18 protein-coding genes are annotated in these 24,515 nt (G+C 73.4%); 4 read left to right on the top strand and 14 right to left on the bottom strand.

The window, feature by feature from the left end; translation table 11 throughout:
* Positions 1-28: 28 nt before the first annotated feature.
* The 5 genes from LCN96_RS35725 to LCN96_RS35745 all read right to left on the bottom strand — a co-directional run bounded on the left by LCN96_RS35725 (position 29) and on the right by LCN96_RS35745 (position 9,763).
* Entirely contained in the window at positions 29-1,810 is a 1,782-nt protein-coding gene (locus LCN96_RS35725; RefSeq protein WP_225266839.1) for an ATP-binding cassette domain-containing protein, read from the bottom strand.
* Entirely contained in the window at positions 1,807-3,552 is a 1,746-nt protein-coding gene (locus LCN96_RS35730) for an ABC transporter ATP-binding protein (RefSeq protein ID WP_225266840.1), read from the bottom strand. Before LCN96_RS35730 ends, LCN96_RS35725 begins: the two co-directional genes overlap by 4 nt.
* Before the next feature lie 141 nt (positions 3,553-3,693).
* A complete protein-coding gene (locus LCN96_RS35735; RefSeq protein WP_225266841.1) occupies positions 3,694-5,694 on the bottom strand; it encodes a hypothetical protein in 2,001 nt (666 codons plus the stop codon).
* Positions 5,691-6,815, bottom strand: coding sequence for a hypothetical protein (locus LCN96_RS35740; protein ID WP_225266842.1), 1,125 nt, complete (start codon positions 6,813-6,815; stop codon positions 5,691-5,693). The genes LCN96_RS35735 and LCN96_RS35740 overlap by 4 nt, the downstream gene beginning before the upstream one ends.
* Positions 6,815-9,763, bottom strand: coding sequence for a lantibiotic dehydratase (locus LCN96_RS35745; RefSeq protein WP_225266843.1), 2,949 nt, complete (start codon positions 9,761-9,763; stop codon positions 6,815-6,817). The genes LCN96_RS35740 and LCN96_RS35745 overlap by 1 nt, the downstream gene beginning before the upstream one ends.
* A 473-nt stretch (positions 9,764-10,236) precedes the next feature.
* Here LCN96_RS35745 and LCN96_RS35750 point away from each other — a divergent pair, with 473 nt between their 5' ends.
* Positions 10,237-11,340 (top strand): PP2C family protein-serine/threonine phosphatase, encoded by a 1,104-nt coding sequence (locus LCN96_RS35750; protein WP_225266844.1) that lies wholly within the window; start codon positions 10,237-10,239, stop codon positions 11,338-11,340.
* A 59-nt stretch (positions 11,341-11,399) separates the two neighbouring features.
* Entirely contained in the window at positions 11,400-12,563 is a 1,164-nt protein-coding gene (locus tag LCN96_RS35755) for a pyridoxal phosphate-dependent aminotransferase (protein ID WP_225266845.1), read from the top strand.
* A 200-nt stretch (positions 12,564-12,763) separates the two neighbouring features.
* On the opposite strand, the gene LCN96_RS35760 is transcribed toward LCN96_RS35755, so the two are convergent.
* The 3 genes from LCN96_RS35760 to LCN96_RS35770 all read right to left on the bottom strand — a co-directional run bounded on the left by LCN96_RS35760 (position 12,764) and on the right by LCN96_RS35770 (position 15,099).
* Positions 12,764-13,828: a glycerophosphodiester phosphodiesterase gene (locus tag LCN96_RS35760; protein ID WP_225266846.1), complete on the bottom strand. Its 1,065-nt coding sequence runs from the start codon at positions 13,826-13,828 to the stop codon at positions 12,764-12,766.
* A gap of 187 nt (positions 13,829-14,015) precedes the next feature.
* Complete coding sequence (locus tag LCN96_RS35765; RefSeq protein WP_225266847.1) at positions 14,016-14,351, bottom strand: hypothetical protein; 336 nt, start codon at positions 14,349-14,351, stop codon at positions 14,016-14,018.
* A gap of 4 nt (positions 14,352-14,355) precedes the next feature.
* A complete protein-coding gene (locus tag LCN96_RS35770) occupies positions 14,356-15,099 on the bottom strand; it encodes a hypothetical protein (RefSeq protein WP_225266848.1) in 744 nt (247 codons plus the stop codon).
* A gap of 604 nt (positions 15,100-15,703) precedes the next feature.
* Between LCN96_RS35770 and LCN96_RS35775 the strand changes: the two genes are divergently transcribed.
* Positions 15,704-17,629 (top strand): ATP-binding cassette domain-containing protein, encoded by a 1,926-nt coding sequence (locus LCN96_RS35775; protein ID WP_404823987.1) that lies wholly within the window; start codon positions 15,704-15,706, stop codon positions 17,627-17,629.
* A 69-nt stretch (positions 17,630-17,698) separates the two neighbouring features.
* Here the strand turns inward: LCN96_RS35775 and LCN96_RS35780 are convergent, their stop codons facing one another.
* The 3 genes from LCN96_RS35780 to LCN96_RS35790 are packed head-to-tail and all read right to left on the bottom strand — an operon-like array spanning position 17,699 to position 20,276.
* A complete protein-coding gene (locus LCN96_RS35780; protein ID WP_225266850.1) occupies positions 17,699-18,565 on the bottom strand; it encodes a hypothetical protein in 867 nt (288 codons plus the stop codon).
* Positions 18,566-18,598: 33 nt separating this feature from the next.
* Positions 18,599-19,552, bottom strand: coding sequence for a S66 peptidase family protein (locus LCN96_RS35785; protein ID WP_225266851.1), 954 nt, complete (start codon positions 19,550-19,552; stop codon positions 18,599-18,601).
* A complete protein-coding gene (locus LCN96_RS35790) occupies positions 19,539-20,276 on the bottom strand; it encodes an SIR2 family NAD-dependent protein deacylase (protein WP_225266852.1) in 738 nt (245 codons plus the stop codon). Before LCN96_RS35790 ends, LCN96_RS35785 begins: the two co-directional genes overlap by 14 nt.
* Before the next feature lie 30 nt (positions 20,277-20,306).
* On the opposite strand from LCN96_RS35790, the gene LCN96_RS35795 reads away from it, so the two are divergent.
* Positions 20,307-21,191 (top strand): sulfotransferase family protein, encoded by an 885-nt coding sequence (locus LCN96_RS35795; protein ID WP_225266853.1) that lies wholly within the window; start codon positions 20,307-20,309, stop codon positions 21,189-21,191.
* Here the strand turns inward: LCN96_RS35795 and LCN96_RS35800 are convergent.
* From LCN96_RS35800 to LCN96_RS35810, 3 genes are all read right to left on the bottom strand, one after another.
* Entirely contained in the window at positions 21,163-23,049 is a 1,887-nt protein-coding gene (locus LCN96_RS35800; protein WP_225266854.1) for an ABC transporter ATP-binding protein, read from the bottom strand. The two genes, LCN96_RS35795 and LCN96_RS35800, sit on opposite strands and share 29 nt — an antisense overlap.
* Before the next feature lie 294 nt (positions 23,050-23,343).
* Positions 23,344-24,159: an enoyl-CoA hydratase/isomerase family protein gene (locus LCN96_RS35805; RefSeq protein WP_225266855.1), complete on the bottom strand. Its 816-nt coding sequence runs from the start codon at positions 24,157-24,159 to the stop codon at positions 23,344-23,346.
* Positions 24,160-24,282: 123 nt separating this feature from the next.
* Positions 24,283-24,498: a helix-turn-helix domain-containing protein gene (locus LCN96_RS35810; RefSeq protein ID WP_020547488.1), complete on the bottom strand. Its 216-nt coding sequence runs from the start codon at positions 24,496-24,498 to the stop codon at positions 24,283-24,285.
* Positions 24,499-24,515: the final 17 nt, after the last annotated feature.

The following is a 24,515-nucleotide window of genomic DNA, read 5'->3' on the forward strand; positions in this document are numbered from 1 at the left end:
GTGCTTGGTGTCACAACTCCATGGTGCCCTACCCTCCGGCCTGCTCCTCCGCCTCCGCGATCAGCTCCGCGTGCCACAGCCGCCGCATCTCGGGGCAGCTCTCCAGCAGCTCCGCGAGCCGCCCGCGACCGGCCACGCGGCCCCGGTCCAGGACGATCACCTGGTCGGCGCGTTCGAGGGCGGCCTGACGGTGGGAGACGATCAGGACCGTCCCGGGGCCGCGCCCGGCGATCCGCTCCCACAGCAACTGCTCGGTCTCGACGTCCAGCGCGGACGACAGGTCGTCCACCACCAGCAGGTCGGGCTCGCGGACGAGGGCGCGGGCGGCGGTGGCGCGCTGCGCCTGCCCGCCGGACAGCCGCACCCCGCGCGGCCCGACGACCGTGCCGAGCCCGCCGGGCATGCCCGCCAGGTCCTGCTCGAACACCGCCAGCTCCAGGGCCCGCCGGACGTCGTCGTCGCTCGCGGGGTGGCCGAGCAGCAGGTTCTCCCGCAGGGTCGCGGAGAACAGCCGGGGCACCTGGCTCACGTACGCCGTGCGCCCGGGGACGAGGAACGTGCCCGGGTCGGCGACGGGGGTGCCGTTCCACCGGATCACGCCCCCGTCCAGCGGCACGAGCCCGAGCAGGGCACGTACCAGCGTGGTCTTGCCCGACCCCACGGCACCCGTGATCACCGTGCGGGAGCCGCGTTCGAGCCGCAGGTCGACGCCGTGCAGCACGCCGCGCACGGCCAGCCCGCGCGCGTCGAGGGCCCGCAGCGGCCCGTCGTGCCGGGGCGGCGGCGGGGCGGGCGGCGGGTCGCGGCGCAGCCAGACATCGGCGCCCCGCGCCAGGGTGCCGGCGTCCTCGTGCGGCGCCATGAGCGCGGTGAGCCGCTCCGTGGCGACCGCCGCCTGGGGCAGCCGGTAGAGGGTCGTGCCGATGGAGCGCGGCAGGGCGGTGAGGTAGCCGAGGTAGCTGGTGAACAGCGCCAGGTCCCCCACGGTGAACTCGCCGCCGCGCATGGCGGGCGCGGCCAGGAGCAGCACGAGCCCGATGCTGAGCTCGACGGTGGTGGTGGTCGCGGCGTCCAGCAGGTCCGTCGCCATGCGGTCACGGACGGCCGCGTCGCGCCGCCGCCGGTTGTGCTCGCGCAGCCGTTCCAGGGCGGCGGGCTCGGCGCCCGCCGTCTTGAGCGCGAGCACGGCGCCGAACAGTTCGCCCACGTACGCCGTCACGGCCGCGCCCAGCCGCCTGGCCCGCCCGTGCAGCCGCGCCACGAGCCGCCGCATCGTCCTGCTCAGCACCCCGACGGCGATCATCGGCAGCACCAGCACCACGGTGACCACCGGATCGACGGCGGCCATGACCGGCAGCGCGACGGCCGCGAACAGCGTGGTGCCGACCAGGCTGACGCTCTCGTCGGTGAAGTCGACCGCGTCGGCCACGTCGTCCCGCAGCCGGGCCACGGCCTCGCCCGAGGAGTGCGGCAGCCGCGCGGCGGCGGGGCCGCGCGCGGTCAGCACGGAGCGCAGCACGTTGGCGCGCAGCAGCGTCGCCGCCGCGCTCCACCAGTAGACGCCGTACGTCCACGCGACGACGAGCACCAGCCCGCGCACCAGCTCGACCCCGACGAACGCCGCGCACCACCACAGCGTGGCCCGCAGGCCGGCCGCCTCGTGCCCGCTGATCCGGTCGAAGACCTGCTGCAGGACGAGCCCGCCGGCCAGCGGGATCACGTGGACGGGCAGCCACAGCAGCGCCCCGACGAGATAACGGCGCAGGTCGAACGTGGCCAGCCGGGTGGCCACCAGCATCACGGGCCTCATCGGGGCACCCCCGCCCGGTCGAGCAGCCGCCCGAACCTGCTGTCCGGGTTCGCGGCCAGCTCGTCGCGGCGGCCGTACTCGACGATCTTGCCGCGGTCGAGCACCGCGATCTTGTCCACCCGGGACAGGGACGACAGGCGGTGTGCGATGATCACGCCGGTCCTGCCGTCGAGCAGGCGGGCGATGCTGTCCTCGATGCGGCGCTCGGTGGCCGGGTCGAGGCGGCTGGACGCCTCGTCGAGCACGACCAGCCCCGGATCGGCGAGGAACGCCCGCGCGAACGCGATGAGCTGCGCCTGCCCCGCCGACACCGCCCGCAGCTCCGTGCCGAGCCCGTCCGGGAGGGCGGCCGCCCACTCGCCGAGCCCGACCCCGCGCAGCACCTCCATGAGCCGCTCGTCGCCGGGCGACGGCCTGAACAGCGTCAGGTTGTCGCGGACGCTGGCCGCGAAGAGCTGCACGTCCTGGGTGACCACGCCGATCCTGGCCCGCAACGAGCGCGGATCGGCCTCGCGCAGGTCCACGCCGCCCACGCGGACGACGCCCTCGACGGGGTCGTGCAGCCGCAGCACCAGCCTGGCCAGCGTGGTCTTGCCGCTGCCCGTCCGCCCGACCAGGCCCAGCGTCTCGCCGGGCGCCAGCGTGAGGTCGATCCCGGACAGCACCTGCTCGTCGTCGTCCGGGTAGCGGAACCCGGCGCCCTCGACGCGCAGGCCGAGCGGCCCGGCGGCGGGCAGCGGGCGGGTGCCGGGGGTCAGCGCGGGCCGCTCGGCGAGCAGCGCCGCGATGCGGGCCAGGCCGGCCAGTGCCGCCTGGTACTGCCTGATCTGGTCGATCAGCCGCTCGAACGGGGCCCGCACCATGAGCGTGTACTGGAAGAGCAGCACGGCGGTGCCGACCGTGAGCGTGCCCGCCCGCGTGGCCCAGGCGGCCAGCGCCAGCATGACGGCCGTGCCAGCGGCGAAGGCCACCGAGGTGCCGGCCAGCAGCGTGGTACCGATGCGGGCGTCGCGGTGCTCGGCCCGGAAGAGCGCGGCGCTGACCTGGTGGAAGCGGCGCACGGTGTGCTCGCCGGCGCCGTTGGCCCTGAGGTCCTCGGCGCCCGCCAGGCGCTCCTCCAGGGTGCCGAACAGCGTGGCGCTCGCGGCGCGCGACCGGGCCGCCGACGGCACGGCCAGCCGCTGGGCGCGGGCCATGCCGTACCCGACGAGCAGGCAGTACGCCAGCAGCACCGCCCCGATGCGCCAGTCGACGGTGAACACGACCACGACCACGCCGGCCAGCAGCAGCACACTGGCCACGACGTCCAGCAGGAACGCCACGACGAAGTCGGCGACCGCCACCACGTCGCCGTCCACCCGCTCGATCAGCTCGCCGGGCGTGTGGCGGCCGTGGAAGGCCAGGTCCAGGCCGAGCGCGTGGCCGGTCAGGCGCTCGCGCAGGCGGTTCGTGCCGTCCCAGGCCAGCCTGCCGGCCAGCCACGCGGTGAGCATCCTGGCGGCCTGGCCCGCGACGGCGAGCGCGAGGTAGCCGAGGGCGATCAGCGTGAGGTGCCGGGTGCTCGCGCCGCCGATGGCGTCGTCCACGAACCGCCGGGTCACCTGCGGTGCGGCCAGCGGGAGCGCGGTGGCGGCGGCGATCGCGGCGGTCAGCGCCGCGGTGGCGGCCGGTCCGGGGCGGAGCAGGCGGAGGACGGAAGAGTCAGTCGAAGATGAAGTGGTCTCGGGATCGAACGATCTCAAGAAGCGTCATGCCCTTTGCGTAGGAGGAGTCACTGAGCTGAGGGTTCACGAACGCTTCAGCCATCGTGGGCCTCCTCACGGTTGCGGGCAAGCTCTTCCGTCCGGGATTACAACAGGGCCGTGGGCGGGGCGGCAACCGAATTACCGGGGCGCGCGCCGTACGACGCAGCCGAGGCGGAGCTGCGCGCACTGCTCGCGGCCGTCCACCCGCCACCAGAGCCGGCCGGGGGCGGGCAGCAGCTCGGTGATCAGCACTTCGGCGGGGTCGTGCCTGGCCAGGTCCTCGACTGCGGCGGGGTCGCAGAAGTCGACGTAGAAGGGGGTGGGGTCGGTGGGGTGGTGGACGAAGACGTGGCGGGGGAGGTGGTGCTCGCGGCACAGGCGGTGGATGGCCAGCCAGCGGTCGAAGGCGTCCGCGCCGCGTTCCTGAGGGAGGTGGACGCGCCAGCGGGAGCGCTGGTAGATCAGGTCGCCGATCAGGATGCGGGGGGTGTGGGCGCCCAGGTCGATCTCGGGCGGGCGGGTGTGGCCTGTCGCGGGGTGGGCGGGCCATGGTTCGGGGAGCGCGCCGGTGAGGGTGACGGGGGCGGCGTGCAGGCCCTGGTAGAGCGGTCGGCAGTCGTCGCGGACACCGCACAGCAGCCACGTCGCGGTGGCCAGGTCGGTGCCGACGGCCATCAGGTCGGGGCCCGGCAGGGTGGGGGCGGGGTGGTCCGGGGCGAGGTCCCACAGCTCGGCGGTGGCGCGGGCCACGTCCGGGAGGGTCAGCCTGATGACGTCCGGGTGAGCGTGGACCGGCCCGCCGGAGCGCTCGGTGCGGCCGGCCGGCCGGAGCCGCTCCGTGCGGGCGAGCGTCTCGGACGCGAGCCTGTCCAGGGCGGTGGTGAGCGCACGCAGGTGAGCGGGCTCGCCGGCGAGCAGCGTGGCCAGGTGCCACAAGGGCAGCGCCGCCGTGAGCGCGGCCCGCACCCCGGCCAGCGCCGCGCCGCCGATCGTGACGCGCTCGCTGTACGGGCTCGACCGCTCCTCCCGGAAGACCTCGTGCCGCAGCGCCCCCTGCCCCGCCCGCCCGTGCGGATGCGGCCGCCCCTCCGGCCCGGCCCGCCCACCACGATCGAGCGCTTCGAGGCGGGCGGCCTCGAAGTGCCGGGCGCGCTCGGGCCACGGCGCACCCGCGTACCGGCCACGCAGCTCCTCCACCCGGCCCGCGTCCCCGATGCGCCGGGTCAGCCAGCCGCCCGCGGCGACGACCACCCGCTCGGGCCCCGGCTCGCCCACCAGCAACGCCGGGCCGCCGCCCGGCTCGAACCGCGCGTACAGGACGGGCCCGCCGGCCCCGCCTCCCATCGTCGAGCGCCGCAGTTGCCGGTGGGCGGTCGCGGCGAGCAGGCGGGAGCGCCTGGCCGTGCCGTCGCCCGGCCTCCGGGCCAGCGGGTGCCGCACGATCGCCTGGTAGAAGGCGGGATCGGCGAGGAAGGCCGCGTGCCGTACGGACTCGTCGTCGTAGGCCTCCGCGACCTTGCGCCGGGTCACGAGCCGGGCGGCGGCGTAGGCGCTCCTGGCCGCCGCACGGGCGGCGCCCGCCGCGACGACGGCGGACTGCCAGCGCCGCGACCACTCCGCCAGGCCGAGCGTGTCCAGCAGCTCCAGTTCCGCTCCGTTCAGCGGCATTCCGGTGCGTACGCTGGTGACGCAGTGCCTGGCCCGGGCTTGCCGGTCGGGGGTGAGCCGCAGGACGTCGCCGCGCATGGGGGCTGCCAGCCGTTCGAAGCGGCTGCGCTCGGCTGCCAGGCGTCGCTCGGCGGCCAGCAGCCGTGCGGAGAGCCGCCGCAGACCGGGATGGCCGAGGCCGTCGAGCAGCGACACCGGCAGCCCGGTGGTGCGCAACAGGAACCACGGACGCAGCTCCACCACCAGCTCCCCCCGCCCGGCCGGGACGGCCCAGGCCAGCTCCGACACGTCGCCATCGGCCGAGCCACCGCCCAGCGCGGCGCCACCCGGCGCAGAGCCGCCCGCCGAGCCACCACCCGGCGCAGGGCCGCCCGCCGGGCCGGTGCCCGCCACAGGGCCGCGACACCGTACTAAGGACTGCGGGCGTTCGTCAGCGTCGTCGCCCAGGCCCAGCCGCCACGGACCGCTCACCCGTGCCCCCTCCCCAGGACGGACACGCCCGCCGTCCCCTCCCCACCGGCGACCGTGCAGGCCGCCAGCCGGCCAGGGGGGAGGCCATGGAGGCGGTCGCGCCAGGCCCTGATGGTGGTCGCCACCTCCCACTCGCGCATGGTCTCTGGCGCGTCGAACTCGATCCACCGCGTCAGGTCGTGCCCCGCGCGTGGCGGGAAGCGCACGCTGTGCCCGGCCCAGACCGTGCGGATCCCCATCCGGTACGCCCGCAGCCCCCCGAGCCGCACCCCGCCGGGCCCGTCCGCCAGCAGCTCCAGCGACTCCCCCACGGCGCCCGCGTCGATCCCCGGCGCCCCCACGGCCAGCTCGCACGTCACCGGCGCCGCCACCGGGATGGCGGCCAGCAGGCGGCGGAGGTTGACGGTCATGCCGTTCAGCCCGGTCACGGCGGCCAGGAAGTCGATGCGCGTCACGATGATCGTCAGGCCCCGGCAGCGGGCCAGCGTGTCGAGGGGGAAGGCCGCCACCCGGACCGCGTCCAGCCGCCCCGCCCACGGCCCGCTGTCAGGGGGTGTGTCCGGCCCGGTCAGCCAGCGCACCGGGGTGCGGGGGCCGCCGGCGTACCAGCTGGGGCGGATCACCCGCTCCGGCGACCAGCCGAGCCACTCGGCCCCGGCCAGCTCGGGGACCCGCCGCAGCGCCGCGACCTGCTCGGCGACGAGCCGGCCGCACAGCGTCACCCGCTCCGCCCCCAGCGCCCGCACCAGCGCGAACGCGGCGGGCAGTTGCCGCTCGCCGTCCACCACGACGTGCACCCGCCGCTCCTTGGCCGCCTCCACGGCCTGCTCGACCTCGGGCCGGAACAGCTCGCACCTGGCGGCGGCGGCGAGCACGTCGCGGCTGCTCTGCGTGCTGCCCTCGGCCAGCTCCAGGCCGTCGAGGCTGGGCCGGAGCGCGGGGTCGGCCGCCAGGCGCAGCGCCGTGCCGACAGCCCGCAGGTACGCGTCGTCGTAGGCGGCCCGCTCGATGACGGTGAGGCGTTCGACGATGCCGGCGCCCAGGTCGAGCACCTCGGTCCCGGGTGGCGGGACGATCTCGGTGGTGAAGTCGGTGAACGGGGGAATGACGAGGAGTTCCATCAACCGCCCTCTCCGGGCCAGGGGTAGGGGTGCGCCGGACGGATCAGCGGGTCGTCCGGCGCCGGCCGCCGGTCGGGGAGCTGCGGGAGCCGCTCCAGCCACCGCGGCACGGCGGCACCGTGCGAATACTGACCATGGGGAATGACCGGGCCGGAATGCTGCTGGGCCGACGGAGAAGCGGCCGGGCCGGAATGCTGCTGGACCGATGGGAGAGCGACCGGGCCGGACACCTGCCGTCCCGAGCCGACCGGCTGCTGCGCCGGCCCCGGCACCCGCCGTACACGACCGAGGGACTGCTCGGCGGACCGGCGGGCGGGCCCCTCACGCAGCACCACACCCGGTCGCGGACCACCCCCACCGTCCTGCCCGCCGGCGGCGTCCGGCCGCCCGGCACGCCCGCCGGCCGCCACCCCGTCGCCACCCAGCGCGGGAGAACCGGCGGGCCGCAGGTAGACGCACCGCAGCTCGGCCGCGAACCGCCGCTCCCCGTCCCGCAGCCAGCACTCGCCCGGCCCCGGGAACACCTCCGTCAACGTCACCTGCTCGGCCGGGGCGGCCAGCCGGGCCAGCCCTTCGAGCAGCGCGGGCGACCGCATGTCGACGTAGAGGGAGCGCCGCTCCCGCGCCGTCGAGGCGAAGAACGCCTCCGGCAGCCCATGGCTGTCGCGCAGCCGGGCCATCGCCACCAGCAGCTCCCGATCGTCGCCGGCCTGCGCGAGCGCCTCGAACGACCCGCGCCCCAGCCGCCACGTCCGCCGCGAGACGACCACGTTGTCCCAGGTCAGCCGGGGCACCCTGGACAGCCCGGGCAAGCGGGGCAATCGCACCCTGGGCAGGGCGAACGCCGTGTGCAACGCCGTGTCGTGGTCGCCGTTGTGCAGCAGCAGCGGCTCCTCCATGCCCTTGGCGTGCAGCACGGCCCGCTGCCCGTCGCTGTGCACGTACAGCTCGTCGAGCCCGATGCGCCGCCGCCGCGGGTCGGCCGCCACCCCGCCGAGCTCCAGCACGGGGCCCGGCAGCTCCAGCGGCGGTACGCCGTTGGTGCGGCGGGAGATGACGTTCAGCACCGTGAACCCGGACAGCACCCGTCTGATCTCGCTGTCCCGCTCGGCCAGGCACGCCGCGCGTTCCTCGTGGAACTGCAGCGCCCATGGCGTGAGCAGCACCGCGTCGTGCAGGCGGCCGAGGACCAGCGGGGTCACGCCCGGCTCGTACGCCTCCAGCGCCGGCGCGGCCACCATGACGTCGGCCGAGCACAGGACGGGGGCGGCGGGCGGGACGGGCTCGTCGAGCAGCCCGGCGAGGTTCAGCTCGGTGAGGTCGCCTGGCGCCTCGCGGACGAGGGCGGCGATGCGCCCGGCCAGCCGGTCGCCGTGCTCGATCTCCAGGTCCCCGGTCGAGCGCAGCACCTCGGCCAGCTCGTAGGTGCCCGGCCCGAGCCGCCCGGCCAGCAACCGGTTGGTGCGCTGCCGGGTCAGCTCGGCCTCCTCGGCGAGCAGGTCGAGCACCCTGGGCACGCGGCCCTGGAGGTCGGCGGCCGGCCCGTCGCCGACGGTGAGGCGCAGCGTGCCCGCGGCGGCCTCGTGCACGATCGCCCGGTCGTCGCGGCGGCCGCTCCCGGCCAGCGCCTCGACCCGCCGCTGCACCGCCAGCTTCACGTCGGGCGAGGCCCTCGGATACTGCGCCAGCAGCTCGTCGATCTCGCCGACGCGTGTGCCGAGCGGCAGGTCGGCGTCCTGGGCGGGGCGCGCGCCGATGATCGCCCTGGCGCGCTGGGCGGGCACGCCCGGCCGGGACACGAACGCCCGCCTGGGCACCTGCGGCCCGCGCGTCCGCGCGTCCCGCACGCCGGGGTCCTCCTCGCTTCCCGGACGCCCCTCGGCGCACCCGCACTCGCAGTCGCCGGCGGCCGCGACCCGCCCGTGCCGCAGGTCTCCCGGCGGCTCGGCGTCGTCCGCGTCCGGCGCGATCCCCGGCCTGCCCCTGTCGCGCGCGGCCACCGGCACCCCCCTGGCGGCCAGCCGGTCGCGCAGCCAGCCCAGCGTGTCGCAGACGGTGGCGGGCGGGCACAGGTCGTGGGTGAGCAGCCCGCGCCGCACCGCGACGGCCAGCGCCGCCGAGGCCCGCTCGACGCCCGCCCCCGTCGCGGACGCGATCTCGGCCAGCGTGCGCTCCCCGTCGCAGTGCCCCACGAACGCGGCCCCGTCGAGCACCTCCCCCGCCCAGGTCTTGCGGCGCGGCACCAGCCCGGCGACCAGCGCGGGCTCGGCGAGCACGCGCTGCTGCAGCGCCTCGACCACCCGCGCGGCCGGGAACGCCACCCGCCGCGTGTACGCGTGGGCCCCCGCCCACGTGTGGCCGGAGCGCTCCCCCGCGCGGACGGCCCCGTAGCTGATGGGCCCGTAACAGCCCGCCGTCTCGCACGACGCCGACAGCCGCTGCACCTGGTCGGCCAGCTCGCGGCGGGTCCTGCCCCCCTTGGCCCCGCGCCGCAGGTCCCGGTACAGGGCGGGCGCGGTGCACACGAGCGCGTCGAGGAAGCGCTCGTCGGCCATGACCCCCGCCACGGCGGCCCTGCCGAGCGCGGCGTCACCGCTGACCAGGCCGGACAGCGTGAGCCTGGCCTCCTCCAGCCGCCCCGTCACCTCGTTCCACGCCGTCAGCCACTCCGCGGGGCCGGGTGTGCCGTCCGGCAGGGGCCGCAGGTCGCGCAGGCGGCTGCGCAGCCCGCGCGGCAGCCGCCCGCCGCGCGCCTGCCCGCCTGACGCGCCGGCGCCGGGGGCCGGTGATCCGGTGAGCAGGTCGAGTGCCCGCCGCTCCAGCCGTACGACCGCCGCGGCGGTCTCCGCCGCCCTGGGGTAGACGAGGGACATGACGAGCTCCCAGGGAAACCCCGCGCTCCTGACGACCACGGCCGGCAGCAGGGTCCAGTCGTGCTCGGTGTCCATATGAGCGTCTCCCTTTCCAGGCATGAATTCGTCGTTCCGCGGCTTAACTCAGATATTTACAAGATCGTTTTCTTGTGTCAATGAGTTCGGGGATTAGAAGAAAATGAGAACCCGCGGATCGGCTGCGAACACCGCTGCGGAAAATTGCCCGCCAACGTCTGCAAATCCCGCCATATAGGGCACCGCTGTTTACTTTCCGTAGCCGATCTGCCTATCCTTGCAGTACAGAGCGTCAAGACCCCTCTTCAGGGCTTGATCGCGACGATAATGAACCCGAATTTCACACGCCTGTCCGCCCGTCGATTTCCCCGCCATTCAAAACGCCGCGGGACGTTCGCCCGGATAATCGCGCCAATGCGACGGGAGGCGTTCTCATTCGCGTGTCAGGGCAAGGTGCGGTCAAGTCTGCGTGCCAGCGCGCGGGGGCGGAGAAACCGACTGATAGAAGATGACATGGGGGTGAAGGGGGACCGGTGACGGACGACGGGAGACTGCGGCGCCGCGACGGGCCGCGGCTGAGCACGCCGGTGTTGGTGGTGGCGGGCCTGCTGCTCACCGTCCTGGTCGTCACGCTGGACATCTCCACCGGGACGGCGGTGCGGCTGTTCCCGCTGCTGGTCTTCCTGCCGGCGATCGTCTCGGCGCTCGGCGAGGTGTGGCAGACGGCGCTGGCCTCGGTGTGGGTGATCCTGGTGGAGGTCCTCACCGGCGTGTACATCAGGGCGCAGGCCGACGACATCCTGCTGGCGACCGGGTTCATGACGCTGTTCGGGCTGCTGAGCGTGCTCGGCTGCCGCTACCGGGTGCTGCGGGAGGAGGAGGTCTCCCGGCTGCGCTCTGCCGCGGCGGCGCTGCAGCGGCTGATCGTGCGCCCGCTGCCCCTGCGTACGGCCGACGTGGTCGTCAACGGCCTCTACCAGCCGGTGGAGGAGGACGCGATGGTGGGCGGCGACATGTACGAGGTGGCCGCCTCCCGGCACGGCACCCGGGTGCTGATCGCGGACGTCCAGGGCAAGGGCCTGCCCGCGATCGGCACAGCGCTGGCGGTGCTGGGCTCGTTCAGGGAGGCCGCCTACCGTGAGCACACGCTGACCGGCGTCGTGGCCGCCCTGGAGAACTCCGTGGTCCGGCAGAACGCCTTCGCCGCCCAGACCGGCGAGCCCGAGCGGCTGGTCACCGCCCTGGTCCTGGACATCGGCCGGGAGCCCGTGGTCGAGGCCGTCAACTGCGGGCACATCGCCCCGTTCGTCATCCACGACGGCGACGCGGCCCAGGCGGACCTGGGCGAGCCCGCCGTGCCCCTCGGCCTGGCGGCGCTGTCGTCGGCGCCGAGGAAGGGGGTGCGGTTCACGTTCCCGGCGGGCGCGACGATGCTGCTGTGCACCGACGGGGTCACCGAGGCCCGCGACCGGCGCGGCACGTTCTACCCGCTGGAGGCGCGGCTGCGCTCCTACGCCCGCGCGCCGTCCGGAGGGCTGGCCGCCAGGATCGACGCCGACCTGCGGGTCTTCACCGGCACCGCGCCCCGCGACGACATCGCGATCCTCACGCTCCGCAGAACCGAGCCGTCACCATGAACCACTGACGACACCCGCGCGTACCTACACACATCGGACACGTGGTCCATGGAGGTGTCGTGGAGCTCAGTCTCTTGCGGGCGCAAGCGCACAGCCCGTCGTACTTCTCACTCCTGCGCAGCTCGTCGGGAGAGCGCGCCCCGGTGGACTTCTGCATCCCTTGCAACCCTTATTTCCCCACACCGGAGATCTTCGAGCACCTCGGGAGAAATCTGGAGACGATACTCAAGTTCTATCCCAGCGACGCGGGCACGATCACCGAGGAGCTCTGCTCCACGCTCGGGCTGCACCCCAAGACGGTCGCGATGGGCAACGGCTCCACGGAGCTGATCACCTGGATCGACCATCTGCTGGTCCGCGACAGCCTCGCGGTGCCGATCCCCACCTTCGGCCGCTGGACCGACCAGCCGCTGGAGACGGGCAAGCGGGTGGACATGTATCCGCTGCAGGAGAGCCGCAACTTCGCGCTGGACGTCAACGACTACGTCTCGTTCATCCGTACGCGCGGCTCACGGGTGGCGGTGATCTGCAACCCGAACAACCCCGACGGCGGCTACCTGCCCAAGCACGAGGTGCTGCGGCTGCTCGACCAGCTCATCGATCTCGACCTGGTGATCGTGGACGAGTCGTTCGGCGACTTCGTGGACGCCGAGCCGTACCCGGGGATCGCGGCCGAGGCCGCGGTGCGGCCGAACGTGATCGTGCTGCGCAGCCTCGGCAAGAACTTCGGCCTGCACGGCATCCGCTTCGGCTACATGGTGGCCAACCCGGCGTTGGCCGGGCGGGTGCGGGACGCGCTGCCCAAGTGGAACCTGAACTCGTTCGCCGAGGTCGTGGTGTTCATGATGCGGCAGTTCATGCCCGAGTACCAGGACAGCCTCAGGCGGCTGGGCAACGACAGGAGAGCGATGTTCCAGCAGCTCAGCACGATGCCGGGGCTGTCGGTGTTCGCCTCGCAGGGCAACTTCCTGCTGGTGAAGCTGCCGCCGGGGCACGACGGGGTGCCGCTGCGCGACCATCTGCTGACCGAGCACGGCGTGTACGTGCGCGAGTGCGGGAACAAGCTGGGCACCACGAGCCAGTTCCTGCGGCTCGTGGTGCGGCCTCAGGAGGACGTGCGGCGGTTGCTGATCGGCATGACGCAGTTCCTGTACTCGGGGAGCCTGCACGAGATCCCCGTGATCGGGCTCCATCACCGGGCCGTCAACTCGATCTCCGCCTAGCCCGGCCCGTGCCGGCCGCTCCCCGGCCACGGCGCGGGCGCCCCTGCCGGGGGCCGCCGCCCGTACGGGCGGCTCGACGCGATGCGGGCCGCCCGACACGATGCGGACGGCCCGACGACGCGATGCGGGCCGCCCGACACGATGCGAGCAGCGCCCCCGCCATGCGGGCAGCGCCCCTCGCGACGCGGGCGCGTCGGCTTCTACTCCCTGCCGTCCCAGCCGCGCGGCTGGTACCGCTTGGGCAGCTTCAGCCCGCGGGCGTCCATGACCTGCCGCAGCCGGTCCGGGTAGTCCGTGATGAGACCGTCCACACCGTCGTCGAGCAGCTTGTTCATGGTCGCCTCGTCGTCCACCGTCCATGGGATCACCTTGATCCCGAGCGCGTGCGCCTGGTCCACCATGTCCTTGGTCACGTACGGCTGATAGTCGGCGTCGGTGACCTTGCCGTTCTGCGGGAACCCGTGGACCGGCGAGAACGCCTGCGCCCCGAACGACTTGACCGCCTTCAGCGGGTCGCCGCCGAAGTCGTCGACGTCGAGCCCGCCCAGCCACGGCGACGCCCCCGGCTGCCCGGTCTGCAGGAAGTCGCGGTTGGTGAGGGCGACGAGCGGCAGGCGCGGCTCCAGATCGCGCATCCGCATCAGCGCGCCCCAGTCGAAGCTCTGGATCGTCACCTGCCGCAGCAGCCCGGCCCGGCGGATCTCGCGCAGCGTCACCTGCACGAACTGCTCCCTGGGCGCCGTCTCGCTGGGCGCCCCGGCCTCCACCTTGGTCTCGACGTTGAGCTTGACCCCGCGCGCCCGGTAACGCCGCACCAGGTCGAACACCTCGCGCAGCGTCGCCATCGGCGCGCCGGGCACGGCCCGCTGCCCGGGGAACTCGGCGAGCGTCTGCGACCCGCAGTCCATGGTCCTGACCTGCTGGAGAGTGAGCGTGTTGAGGTACTTCCCGACGTAGGGGAACTCGGGGTCACCCTCGCTGGCGGGCGCGGTGTCGCGGCACTTCCTGTTGCTGATCCTGCGGTCGTGCGTCACGACGGCCTGGCCGTCCTCGGTGATCTGCACGTCCAGCTCCAGCGTGCTGACACCGAGCTCCAGCGCGTTGGCGAACGCGGGCAGCGAGCTCTCCACCACGAGCCCGAGCCCGCCCCGGTGCGCCTGCAGGTCGAAGTCCCGTCCCCGGGATGCCGCTTCGGCCGAGGCCGTCCCGGGCAGGGCCGCGAGCGCCAGGGCCGCCGCCGCCGCGAGCGCGTGCCATCTCTTCATCGTCTTCGTCCGTCCCCGTAGAGGTGCTGGTCTCGCGACAAGATCGGGCATGCCGGGGACGGGCGGGCGTACACGGGGTGAGCACCGGGCGAAGCCTGCGCGATCAGCGGCCGTCCACCGTGAGCGCCGGATCGGACCTGCGCGATCAGCGCCGAACCACCGTGAGCGCCGGATCGGACCTGCGCGATCAGCCGCCGTCCGCCGTGCGGGTGCCGTCGTCTGAGACGCAGGCGTCGAGGGCCTGCTGGCCGGCCCGCCGCAGCACCGGCGCCGGCGTGCCGCCCGTCGCGAGCGTCTCGGCCAGCGCCGCCGCGATCAGGCCGTACTGCAGCAGCGCGACGCCCTTACGGGCGAGCACGATCCCCGCGGACGCCTTCAGCCCGAGCCCCTCGACCACCCCGGCCCCTGGCCGCTCCTCATAGTCGTCGCCCCGCCGCACCAGAGCGTCCTCGTCCCCCTCGGGAAACGGCCGCCCCAGGAACGCCTCGACGGCCGCCAGCGCGGCGGGCAGCTCCAGGCTCACGACCTCACACCGCCCCGGACACGTCGCCGCTGATCGCGCCGCCACTGATCGCGCCGCCAACTGGGCCGCCGGCCACGCGACCGACGCTGCCCGCGGCCCTGACCTCGTCCATCATCGCCGCCATCCCCTCCGCGTACCCCCGCATCCGCAGCACCCCGAGCCGCCGCAGCTCCTCCAGCCTGGCCCCTACCTGCTCGGTCCCCGCCCCGGCCGCCGCGCGCCGCCGCAGCAGCCCGTGCCGCAGGTCGTCCAGGGCGGCGTTGACCCCGTCCACCACGCGCTCCCCCAGCACCCGCGCGCCGCCGTACATGGCCCGCCCCGTCACGTTCAGCGCGACCAGCCGGGGCCCCGGCGCGCACACCGCGCACACCGGCCCCTCCGAGATGCCGCGCACGTCCCCGTCGGGCACCCCGCCGATGGTCTCCAGCACCGCGATCAGCCGGTCGAACAGCTCGCCGAAGTCCAGCAGCGGCACCCCGGCCTCGGCCCGCAGCGCCGCCGCGCTCACCTCGATCGACGCCGTCACCCTGGCCATCCGCGCGTCCAGGTCGGCCCGCACCGCGCGCAGCTCCCGCGCCAGGGCCAGCGGCTCGACGAACGGCACCGCGGCGTCGACCGGCGACTGCCCGGCGAAGGCGGCGTCCACCGCCTCGGCCACCAAGGCGGCCACGGTCTCGGGCGGCTCGCGCATCAGCCAGGGGTCGATCCCGACCGTGACGAGCCTGCCCTTCGCAAGGACGGCGCGCACGCCGGGCTCCCGATGATTCCTGCGCAACTCGACGTACTCCGAAGCATTCTCTCTGGTGGCGCCTGCCACGCTAACCCCGCTGCGCACGCCCTGAGCAGGGCGTCGCCCCGAGTTCACGACATGTTCGCCCGGCCGCAGACGTGTTCCGCGCCTCCCTGGTCCGGGGTAAGCTGTCCCGGCTAATCCCTTTACACCATAAATAGTCAGCCGACGATGGAAGGGTTCCGTGCTCTCCAGCCACCAGGCCAGCACCGTCCAGACTCGTGATCACACCGCCGCCGACAGCCACGACAGCATCCAGGTCCGCGGCGCCAGGGAGAACAACCTCAAGGGCGTCTCCCTCGACATCCCCAAGCGGCGCCTCACCGTGTTCACCGGGGTGTCGGGCTCCGGCAAGTCCTCGCTCGTCTTCGACACGATCGCCGCGGAGTCGCGGCGGCTGATCGACGAGACCTACACGGCGTTCGTCCAGGCGTTCATGCCGAGCCTGTCCCGTCCCGACGTGGACGCGCTGCACAACCTGAGCGCGGCGATCATCGTGGACCAGGAGCGGATGGGCGCCAACGCCCGCTCCACCGTGGGCACCGCCACCGACGCCCACACCATGCTGCGGATCATCTTCAGCCGCCTCGCCGAGCCGCACGTCGGCTCCGCCTCCGCCTTCAGCTTCAACATGGCCGAGGGCATGTGCCCCGAGTGCGAGGGGCTCGGCAAGGCGACCGAGATCGACGTGGACGAGGTCGTCGACAGGGAGCTGTCGCTGAACGAGGGCGCGATCAAGGCCCCCGGGTACGCGGTGGACAGCTGGCCCTGGCAGATCGTGGCCGGCTCCGGCCTGTTCGACCCGGACGTCAAGCTGCGGGACTTCACCGAGCAGCAGTGGGCGGACCTGCTGCACAAGCCGGCCACCAAGTTCAAGTACGGCAACAACAACTTCACCTACGAGGGCCTGCTCGTCCGGGTCAGGCGCGGCTACCTGGGCAAGGACAGGGAGTCGATGCAGCCGGGCGCGCGGGCGTTCGCCGACCGGGCGATCAGGCTGGCCCCGTGCCCGGCCTGCGGCGGCGCCCGGCTCAACGAGGCCGCCCTCGCTGCGAAGATCGACGGCAGGAACATCGCCGACTGCTCGGCCATGCAGGTCAACGACCTGGCCGACTTCATCCGCGGCATCGACGACCCCCGGATCGGGCCGGTGCTGGAGAGCCTGCGCTCCACGCTCGACTCGCTGGTCGAGATCGGGCTCGGCTATCTCAGCCTCGACCGCGAGTCCGCCACCCTGTCGGGCGGCGAGGCCCAGCGCGTCAAGATGGTGCGCCACCTCAACTCCAGCCTCACCGACGTCACCTACGTCTTCGACGAGCCCACCGCCGGCCTGCACCCGCACGACATCCAGCGGATGAACCGCCTGCTGCTGGCGCTGTGCGACAAGGGCAACACGGTGCTCGTGGTCGAGCACAAGCCGGAGACCATCGCCATCGCCGACCACGTGGTGGACCTCGGCCCCGGCGCGGGCACGGCGGGCGGCCAGATCTGCTACTCGGGCAACCTGTCGGGGCTGCGCGCCTCCGGCACGCTGACCGGCCGCTACCTCGACCACCGCGTACGCCTGCGCGAGAGCTTCCGCCGGCCCGCCGGGCAGCTCCCGATCAGGAACGCGACCCTGCACAACCTGCGCGACGTCAGCGTGGACATCCCGCTCGGCGTGCTCACCGTGGTCACCGGCGTGGCGGGCTCCGGCAAGAGCTCCCTCATCCACGGCCACGTGGCGGGCCGCGACGGCGTGGTGGTGGCCGACCAGTCGCCCATCCGCGGCTCACGCAGGAGCAACCCGGCCACCTACACCGGCGTGCTCGACCCCATCCGCACCGCCTTCGCCAAGGCCAACGGGGTCAAGGCGGGCCTGTTCAGCGCCAACTCGGAAGGGGCCTGCCCGGCCTGCAAGGGCATCGGCCTCATCTACACCGACCTGGCGATGATGGCCGAGGTGGCGTCGGTGTGCGAGACGTGCGAGGGCAAGCGGTTCACGGCGGAGGTGCTGACGTACCGGCTGCGCGGCAAGAACATCAGCGAGGTGCTGGAGATGCCGATCTCCGAGGCCCGCGACTTCTTCCCCACCGGCCAGGCCGGCACCATCCTCGACCGCCTCGTCTCCGTCGGCCTCGGCTACCTGGGCCTCGGCCAGCCGCTGACCACCCTGTCGGGCGGCGAGCGGCAGCGGCTCAAGCTGGCGATCAACATGGCCAGGAACGGCACCACGTACGTGCTGGACGAGCCCACGACGGGCCTGCACCTCGCGGACGTGGACCAGCTCCTGTCCCTGCTCGACCGCCTGGTGGACGACGGCAACACGGTCATCGTCATCGAGCACCACCAGGCCGTCATGGCCCACGCCGACTGGATCATCGACCTCGGCCCCGGCGCGGGGCACGACGGCGGCCAGGTCGTCTTCTCCGGCACCCCGGCGGACCTGGTGGCCAACGGCAGCTCGCTGACGGCCATCCACCTGCGCGACTACGTCAACCGCCCCTGACCACGCCGCCCTCTCCTACCCGCCCTCTCCTGCCCGCCCTCAGGTCATCAGGGCGGGAGGGGGCGGCGCTCAGACGGCCAGCCGGGCCAGCACCCGGGCGAAGTCCGGCGGCGGTGCCACGACGAGCCTGGTCTGCCCGTCCCTGGTCACGATGTCGGCCCTGATCAGCGTCAGCCGCTCCCCGTTCCACCAGTGCACCTGCGGGCTGAGCCCGTCCGTGCGGGCGGCGTGCACCCGCAGCCGCTCGATGGCCCGCACCACCCCGATCCCGTCCACCGGATGCAGCAGCAGCGTGTACGGATCGGGCAGCACCACCAGCACCCCGTCGGCCGGCACCGGCAGGTAGTCGGGCAGCCAGCGCAGGTGGGTGGCGGCCGACGGGCTGGAGGCGGTGAGCCGGGTGACGGGGGTGCCCGACACCTCGATGTACTCGGCCCGCAGCCGCTCCCGCCCCCGCACGTTGGCCACGGCCAGGTCGAGGGCCTGGCCGGTGGGGACGGGCCAGCAGCCGGACTCCTCGGGCCTGACCTGCCGGGTGCCGACGGTGAGCAGCTCGACGAGGTCGGCGTTGAGGTGGCGGCCGACGACGCGGGTCAGGTCGGGGATCTCGTCCACGGCCTCCACGCGGGTGCGCAGCAGCGGGCGTACCTGGTCGAGGTCGCACACGTCCAGCCGCTCGCCCGCGGTGGCCACGGCGTGCGCGAGGTGTGCGGAGACCAGCATGGGCCAGTCCTCCCTGGCCCTGCGCCCGGCCTCGCGCCGCAGCCCCGTGAGCTTGACGACGAGGTGCCCGGCGTCCCCGGTCAGCGTGACGGTGGAGCCGTCACGGGCGAACTCGAAGGAGTATCCGAGGGACTCCGCGACGAGCGCGAGCAACGAGTCGAGATCGACGTCCTCGACCGGCCGGCGAGAGGGCTCACGCCTGAACAAGTTCACGCGCCGTGTCCCTTTCTGTCGGATTCGTCCCTCCTACCTTGCCTGCTCCTCGTTCCGCATCATGCCAGTTAGGGAGCACGATTCGGTATCGATAACACCAAGAGCGCCGAGCCAGACACTCAGCTGCGGCGACCCGTGCCCGACCGGCAACCCGGCCACGATCGGCACCCCGAGCGGCCCCAGCCGGTCCGCCAGAACCGGGTACGGATCCCCGCACCGCACCCACGACCCGAGCGCGAACCCGCGCACCCCGTCGAACACGCCCGCCTGCAGGAGCTGGGTGAGCATCCGGTCGATCCGGTACGGCTCCTCCCCCACGTCCTCCAGGAACGCGATCGCCCCGTCGAACGACGGCTGCCACCGGGTGCCGCACATCGAGGCGACCAGCGACAGGTTCCCGCCGCGCAGCACGCCCTCGGCCCGCCCCGGCGCCAGCACCCGGTCACCCACGACCGTGCCCGCCGCGCCCACCGGGCCCACCGGGCCCACCGTGCCCGCCGCGCCCGCCGCGCCGAAGAGCGCCTCGCTCAGGCTCTCCCACGTACGCGGCTCGGGCCCGCTCTCGTCGCCCGCCATCACGTCGCAGGCGGCCATCGGCCCGTGCAGGGTGGGCACGCCCAGCTCGATGGCGAACGCGTTGTGCAGCGCCGTGATGTCGCTCGACCCGAGCAGCACCTTGGGCCCCGACTCGCGGACGGCCGCCCGCATCGCGTCCCAGTCGATCAGGTCGAGCAGGCGGCCCGCCCCGTACCCGCCGCGGCAGCAGAACACACCGGAGACGGCCGGGTCGCACCAGGCCGCCTGCAGGTCGGCGGCCCTGGCGGCGTCGGCGCCCGCCAGGTAGGGCAGGCCCTGACGGTCGAGTACGTGCTCGCCCACGACCACCTTCAGCCCGAGCGACTCCAGCCGCCGGATACCGCGCTTGAGCAGCACGGGGTCGGGCGGCCCCGACGGGGAGACGATGGCGATGGTGTCACCTGGCCGCATCGATCAGCTCCTTGACGAGCGCGGGAAGTGCCTGGCCGATCGGCTCGGCGATGACCCGGTCGGCGAACGGATCATACGGGGTGGACTCGGCGTTGACGATGACGAGCCGGGCGCCGGCGTCGAGCGCCTCGCCGCACAGCCCGGCGGCGGGATGCACGGTCAGCGAGGTGCCGACCGCCACGAACAGGTCGCAGGAGCGGGCCGCGACGAGCGCCGCGTTGATCACCTCGGGCTTGAGGTGCTGCCCGAAGGAGATCGTGTTCGACTTCTGGATGCCGCCGCAGCGCGGGCACGGCGGGTCGGGCTCGCCCGCGGCCACCCTGGCGAGCACCTCCTCCATGGGGGTGATCAGGTCGCACGACAGGCACTCGGCGCGGCGCATGGTGCCGTGCAGCTCGATCACCTTCTCCGGCGCGGAGCCGGCGCGCTGGTGCAGCTCGTCGATGTTCTGCGTGATGAGGGCGCGCAGCAGCCCGGCCCGCTCCAGCTCGACCAGGGCGTGGTGGGCGACGTTCGGCTCCGCCTGCCACGCCGGGGACTCCAGCCTCGCCCGCCAGGAGGCGCGCCTGACGTCGGGGTCGGCCAGGTAACGATCAATCGTGGCGTTGGCCTCGGCCTGCGGATTCTTCGTCCACACTCCCTGCGGGCCGCGGAAGTCGGGGATCCCGGAGTCGGTGGAGATGCCCGCACCGGTGAGCACCGACACTGACGTTGGCTCGTTCACGTGGCAAACGGTGTCACACTTGCTTTCCGTATGCGACTTCCGCCCCACATCCTCGTGGTCAACGGCATCAAGGTCCGCCGGCCGGTCTTCCTGCTCGGAGCTCCGCATTCCGGCGTGGACCTGCTGGCCCGCGCCCTCAAACGGTCGCCGGGCTTCCACGTGACGATGGGCCGCGCGAGCGTGGCGCACGTGGTGTACGCCTTCGCCCGCAAGCCGTCCATTGCCCGCACGTCCGGCGCCGTGCGCGTCATGCGCGACGCGCTCGCCGAGTCGTGGCAGGTGCTGCCCCGCTCCTGCGCCGAGTGCGCCGAGCCGTGCCGCGAGGCCGGCGGCGTCACCGGCGCGGGCCCCTGCGTCGCCGCCGGCGACGTCACCCGCTTCGGCGACGGCAGCCCCGACCTGCTCTACAGCGCCCCCGTGCTGCTGCAGGCCTTCCCCGACGCCCGGTTCGTCCAGCTCATCCGCGACGGCCGCGACGTGGTGGCCGGCATGCTCGGCGACCCGGCGTGCCTGGCGTGGTTCAAGCCGGCGATGCTGACGGAGCAGACCGAGTTCCCCAACGCGTTCCTGGGCGTGAACAAGGACGAGCACCTGGAGCGGTGGAAGACCATGCCGGCGGCGGGCAAGAGCGCGCTGCGCTGGCGCAGCGCCGTGCGCATGAGCGCCGAGCTGCGCCGCACGCTGCCGGAGCCGCAGCTGCTCACCCTGCGCTACGAGGACCTGCTCGAACGGCCGCCGCAGTCGGTGGCGACGCTGGCGGAGTTCCTGGAGACGCGGGTGTCCAAGGTCGTCCTGTACGACACGGCGGTGCCCAAGGTCGGCGCCTGGCGCACCCGGCTCCGGCGCGACGACCTGGAGCTGGTGGAGAAGGTGGCCAGGCAGGAGCTCAAGCGGCTGGGCTACCTGACGAGCTGAACTGGGTGCGGTAGAGCTCGGCGTACAGCCCGCCGCGCGCCAGCAGCTCCTCGTGCCCGCCGCGCTCGGCGACCCGGCCCTCGTGGATGACGAGGATCTCGTCGGCCTCCCTGATCGTGGACAGCCGGTGCGCGATGACCAGCGACGTCCGGCCTTCCAGCGCCGTCTTCAGCGCCACCTGCACCGCGGCCTCGGACTCGGAGTCGAGGTGGGCGGTGGCCTCGTCGAGCACGACCACGCGGGGCGCCTTCAGCAGCAGCCTGGCCAGCGCCAGCCGCTGCTTCTCGCCGCCGGACAGCCGGTAGCCGCGGTCACCCACGACGGTGTCGAGCCCGTCGGGCAGGCTCTCGACCAGCTCGCCGATCTGCGCGGCCCGCAGCGCGGCCCACATCTCCTCCTCGCTCGCGCCGGGCCTGGCGTAGCGGAGGTTGGCGCCGATCGTGTCGTGGAACAGGTGCGCGTCCTGCATCACCACGCCGACGGTGTCGCGCAGCGAGTCGAGCGTGGCGTCGCGCACGTCGACGCCGTTGATCCGCACGGCGCCCTCGTTGACGTCGTACAGCCGCGACACCAGCGAGGTGATCGTGGTCTTGCCCGCCCCGCTGTGGCCGACCAGGGCGATGAGCTGCCCCGGCCGCGCCGTGAACGACACGCCCTTCAGCACCGGGTACGACGGGCCGCTGTCCTGCCTGGCCACCGACTCCAGCGAGGCCAGCGACACCTCCTCGGCGGACGGGTAGCGGAACCGCACGTCGTCGAACTCGATCGTCGCCGGGCCCCCTGGCACCGGCACGGCGTCCGGCTTCTGCGCCACCATGGGCTTGAGATCGAGGATCTCGAAGACCCGGTCGAAGCTGACGAGGGCGGTCATCACGTCCACGTGCACGTTCGACAGGGACGTGAGCGGGCCGTACAGGCGCATCAGCAGCGCGGCCAGGGCCACCAGCGTGCCGAGCTCGAAGGCGCCGGAGACGGCCAGCACGCCGCCGATGCCGTAGACCAGGGCGGTGGCGAGGGCCGCGACCAGGCCGAGCGCGACCCGGAACACGGTGCCGTACATGCCGACGGTCACGCCGACGTCGCGCACCCTGGCCGCGCGGGAGCCGAACACGGCGGCGTCGTCCTCCGGCCTGCCGTACAGCTTGGCGACCATGGCGCCGGCCACGTTGAAGCGCTCGGTGGTGACGGAGCTCATCTCGGCGTCGAGCTGCATCTGCTCGCGGGTCAGCGCCGACATGCGGCGGCCGACGTACTTGGCGGGCACGATGAAGATCGGCAGCAGCACCAGCGCGACCAGCGTCACCTGCCACGACAGCGCCAGCATCGCGCCCAGCACGAGCACCAGGCTGACCACGTTGGACACGACCGAGGACAGCGTGCTGGTCAGCGCGCGCTGGGCGCCGATCACGTCGGTGTTGAGCCTGCTGACCAGCGCGCCCGTCTGCGCGCGCATGAAGAACGCGACCGGCATGCGCTGCACGTGGTCGAACACCTCGGTGCGCAGGTCGTAGATCAGGCCCTCGCCGATGCGCGCCGAGAACCACCGCTGCACCAGCGTCAGCCCGGCGTCCACCACCGCGAGCCCGGCGATCGCCACGGCCAGGCCGATCACCACGCCGGTCCGGCCGGGCAGGATGCCGTCGTCGATGATCGCCTTCATCAGCAGCGGGTTGGCCACCACGATCACCGCGCCCGCCACGACGAGCAGCAGGAACGCCACGATCTGCCGGGTGTACGGCCGGGCGTAGCGCGCGATGCGCCGCACCGTGCCGGGACGCAGCCGCTGCTTGGTGACCGAACCGTCGCGCCGCAGGGACATCATCATGCCGGGGCCGAAGCCGCCGCCCATCATCGTCATCCGGGGGATCCCTCCTCCTCCGCCGGAGACAGCGCCGCCGGAGCGCCTGGGGATTCCCGGCTCAGCTCACCGCGAAACTCGCCACCACGCCGACGTATGACCCCGCACGGTGGCCGCACCCGCCCGATACCGCCTCAGCGCCTCCCAAAGCCCCCTCAGAGCCCCATCGAGGGCCCTCCCCGCATATCGGCCCCATGCGCCCTCATGCGGACGGCACAGCCCTCTCACGGCCCGGCGGCGGGCGGAGTCGCTCGCCGCCGACGCACGTCAACCGCGACTTCCTTGACCGTTCAATCAGCCGAACAACGCCTTGATCCGCGCCGCCTGCTCGATCCCCTCGGCCACACTCTGCTCCTCCAGGGTGCGTGCCTGCGCCCCCTGGAGGAGCCGCTTGGTCGCCACGGCCGCGTCCCGGTTGGTGGACAGCAACTGCGCGACCTTCTCACGTACCGCTTGATCCAGGTCGCCCCCGGCGACCACTCTCTCGGCGAGGCCGATGCGCATGGCCTCGTCGGCGTGCACGGTCCTGGCTGTCAGGCAGAGGTCGATCGCCTTGGCCAGGCCCACCAGCTCGACCAGGGGCTTGGTCCCCGTGAGATCGGGCACCAGGCCCAGTGCGGGCTCCTTCATGCAGAACGAGACGTCGTCGGCCACGATCCGCAGGTCACAGGCGAGCGCGAGCTGGAACCCCGCGCCGATCGCGTGCCCCTGCACCGCGGCGATGGAGACGATCTCGGGTCGGCGCAGCCACAGGAATCCCGCTTGTGCCTGTCTGATGCGCTGCTCGAAATCGGCGCCCTCGCTTCTGGCCGCCGAACCGAACGAGCCCTGTCCGGGCACCCCCTCAGGTGTGAACATCCGCAGGTCGATCCCTGCCGAGAAGGACGGTCCCTCACCTTTCACGACGACGACGCGTACCTGCTCAGGCAGGCTGTCGCCGATACGAGCCAGTGCCGACCAGGTCGCGAACGTCTGTGCGTTGCGCTTCTCCGGCCGAGCCAGCGTGATCGTCGCTATCTCACCGTCCACCTCGAAGCGAACTCCGCCCTCTGCCGTGGCAGGGCCGTCGCCCGCATTCCCCCCGCGCTGCCGCGCCTGCGCTTCCGCCATCGCCCGCTCCTTCGTCCGGCGTGCTGACCGTCGCGCCCGAGCCTACAGAATATCGTTCTGGCTCGGGCGCGACGGCGGCTGACTAGGGACGGGCGGCTGCGGTCGCACGTTCCGAGGCGGCCGTCAGCGCTTGGACTTGCCTCGAGTCGCCCCGCCGCGCCCGCGCAGAGTCACACCGGACTCGCTGAGGATGCGGTGGATGAACCCGTAAGACCGACCGGTCGAAGCGGCCAGGGCGCGGATGCTTTCGCCCGCGGCGTAGCGCTTCTTGAGATCGCCGGCCAGTTTTTCCCGGTCGGCCCCGGTGACCCGGGTGCCCTTCTTCAGTGTCTCGGCCACGAGTACCTCCTGTAGTG

The organism is Nonomuraea gerenzanensis (genome assembly GCF_020215645.1).
Taxonomy (GTDB): Bacteria; Actinomycetota; Actinomycetes; order Streptosporangiales; family Streptosporangiaceae; genus Nonomuraea; species Nonomuraea gerenzanensis.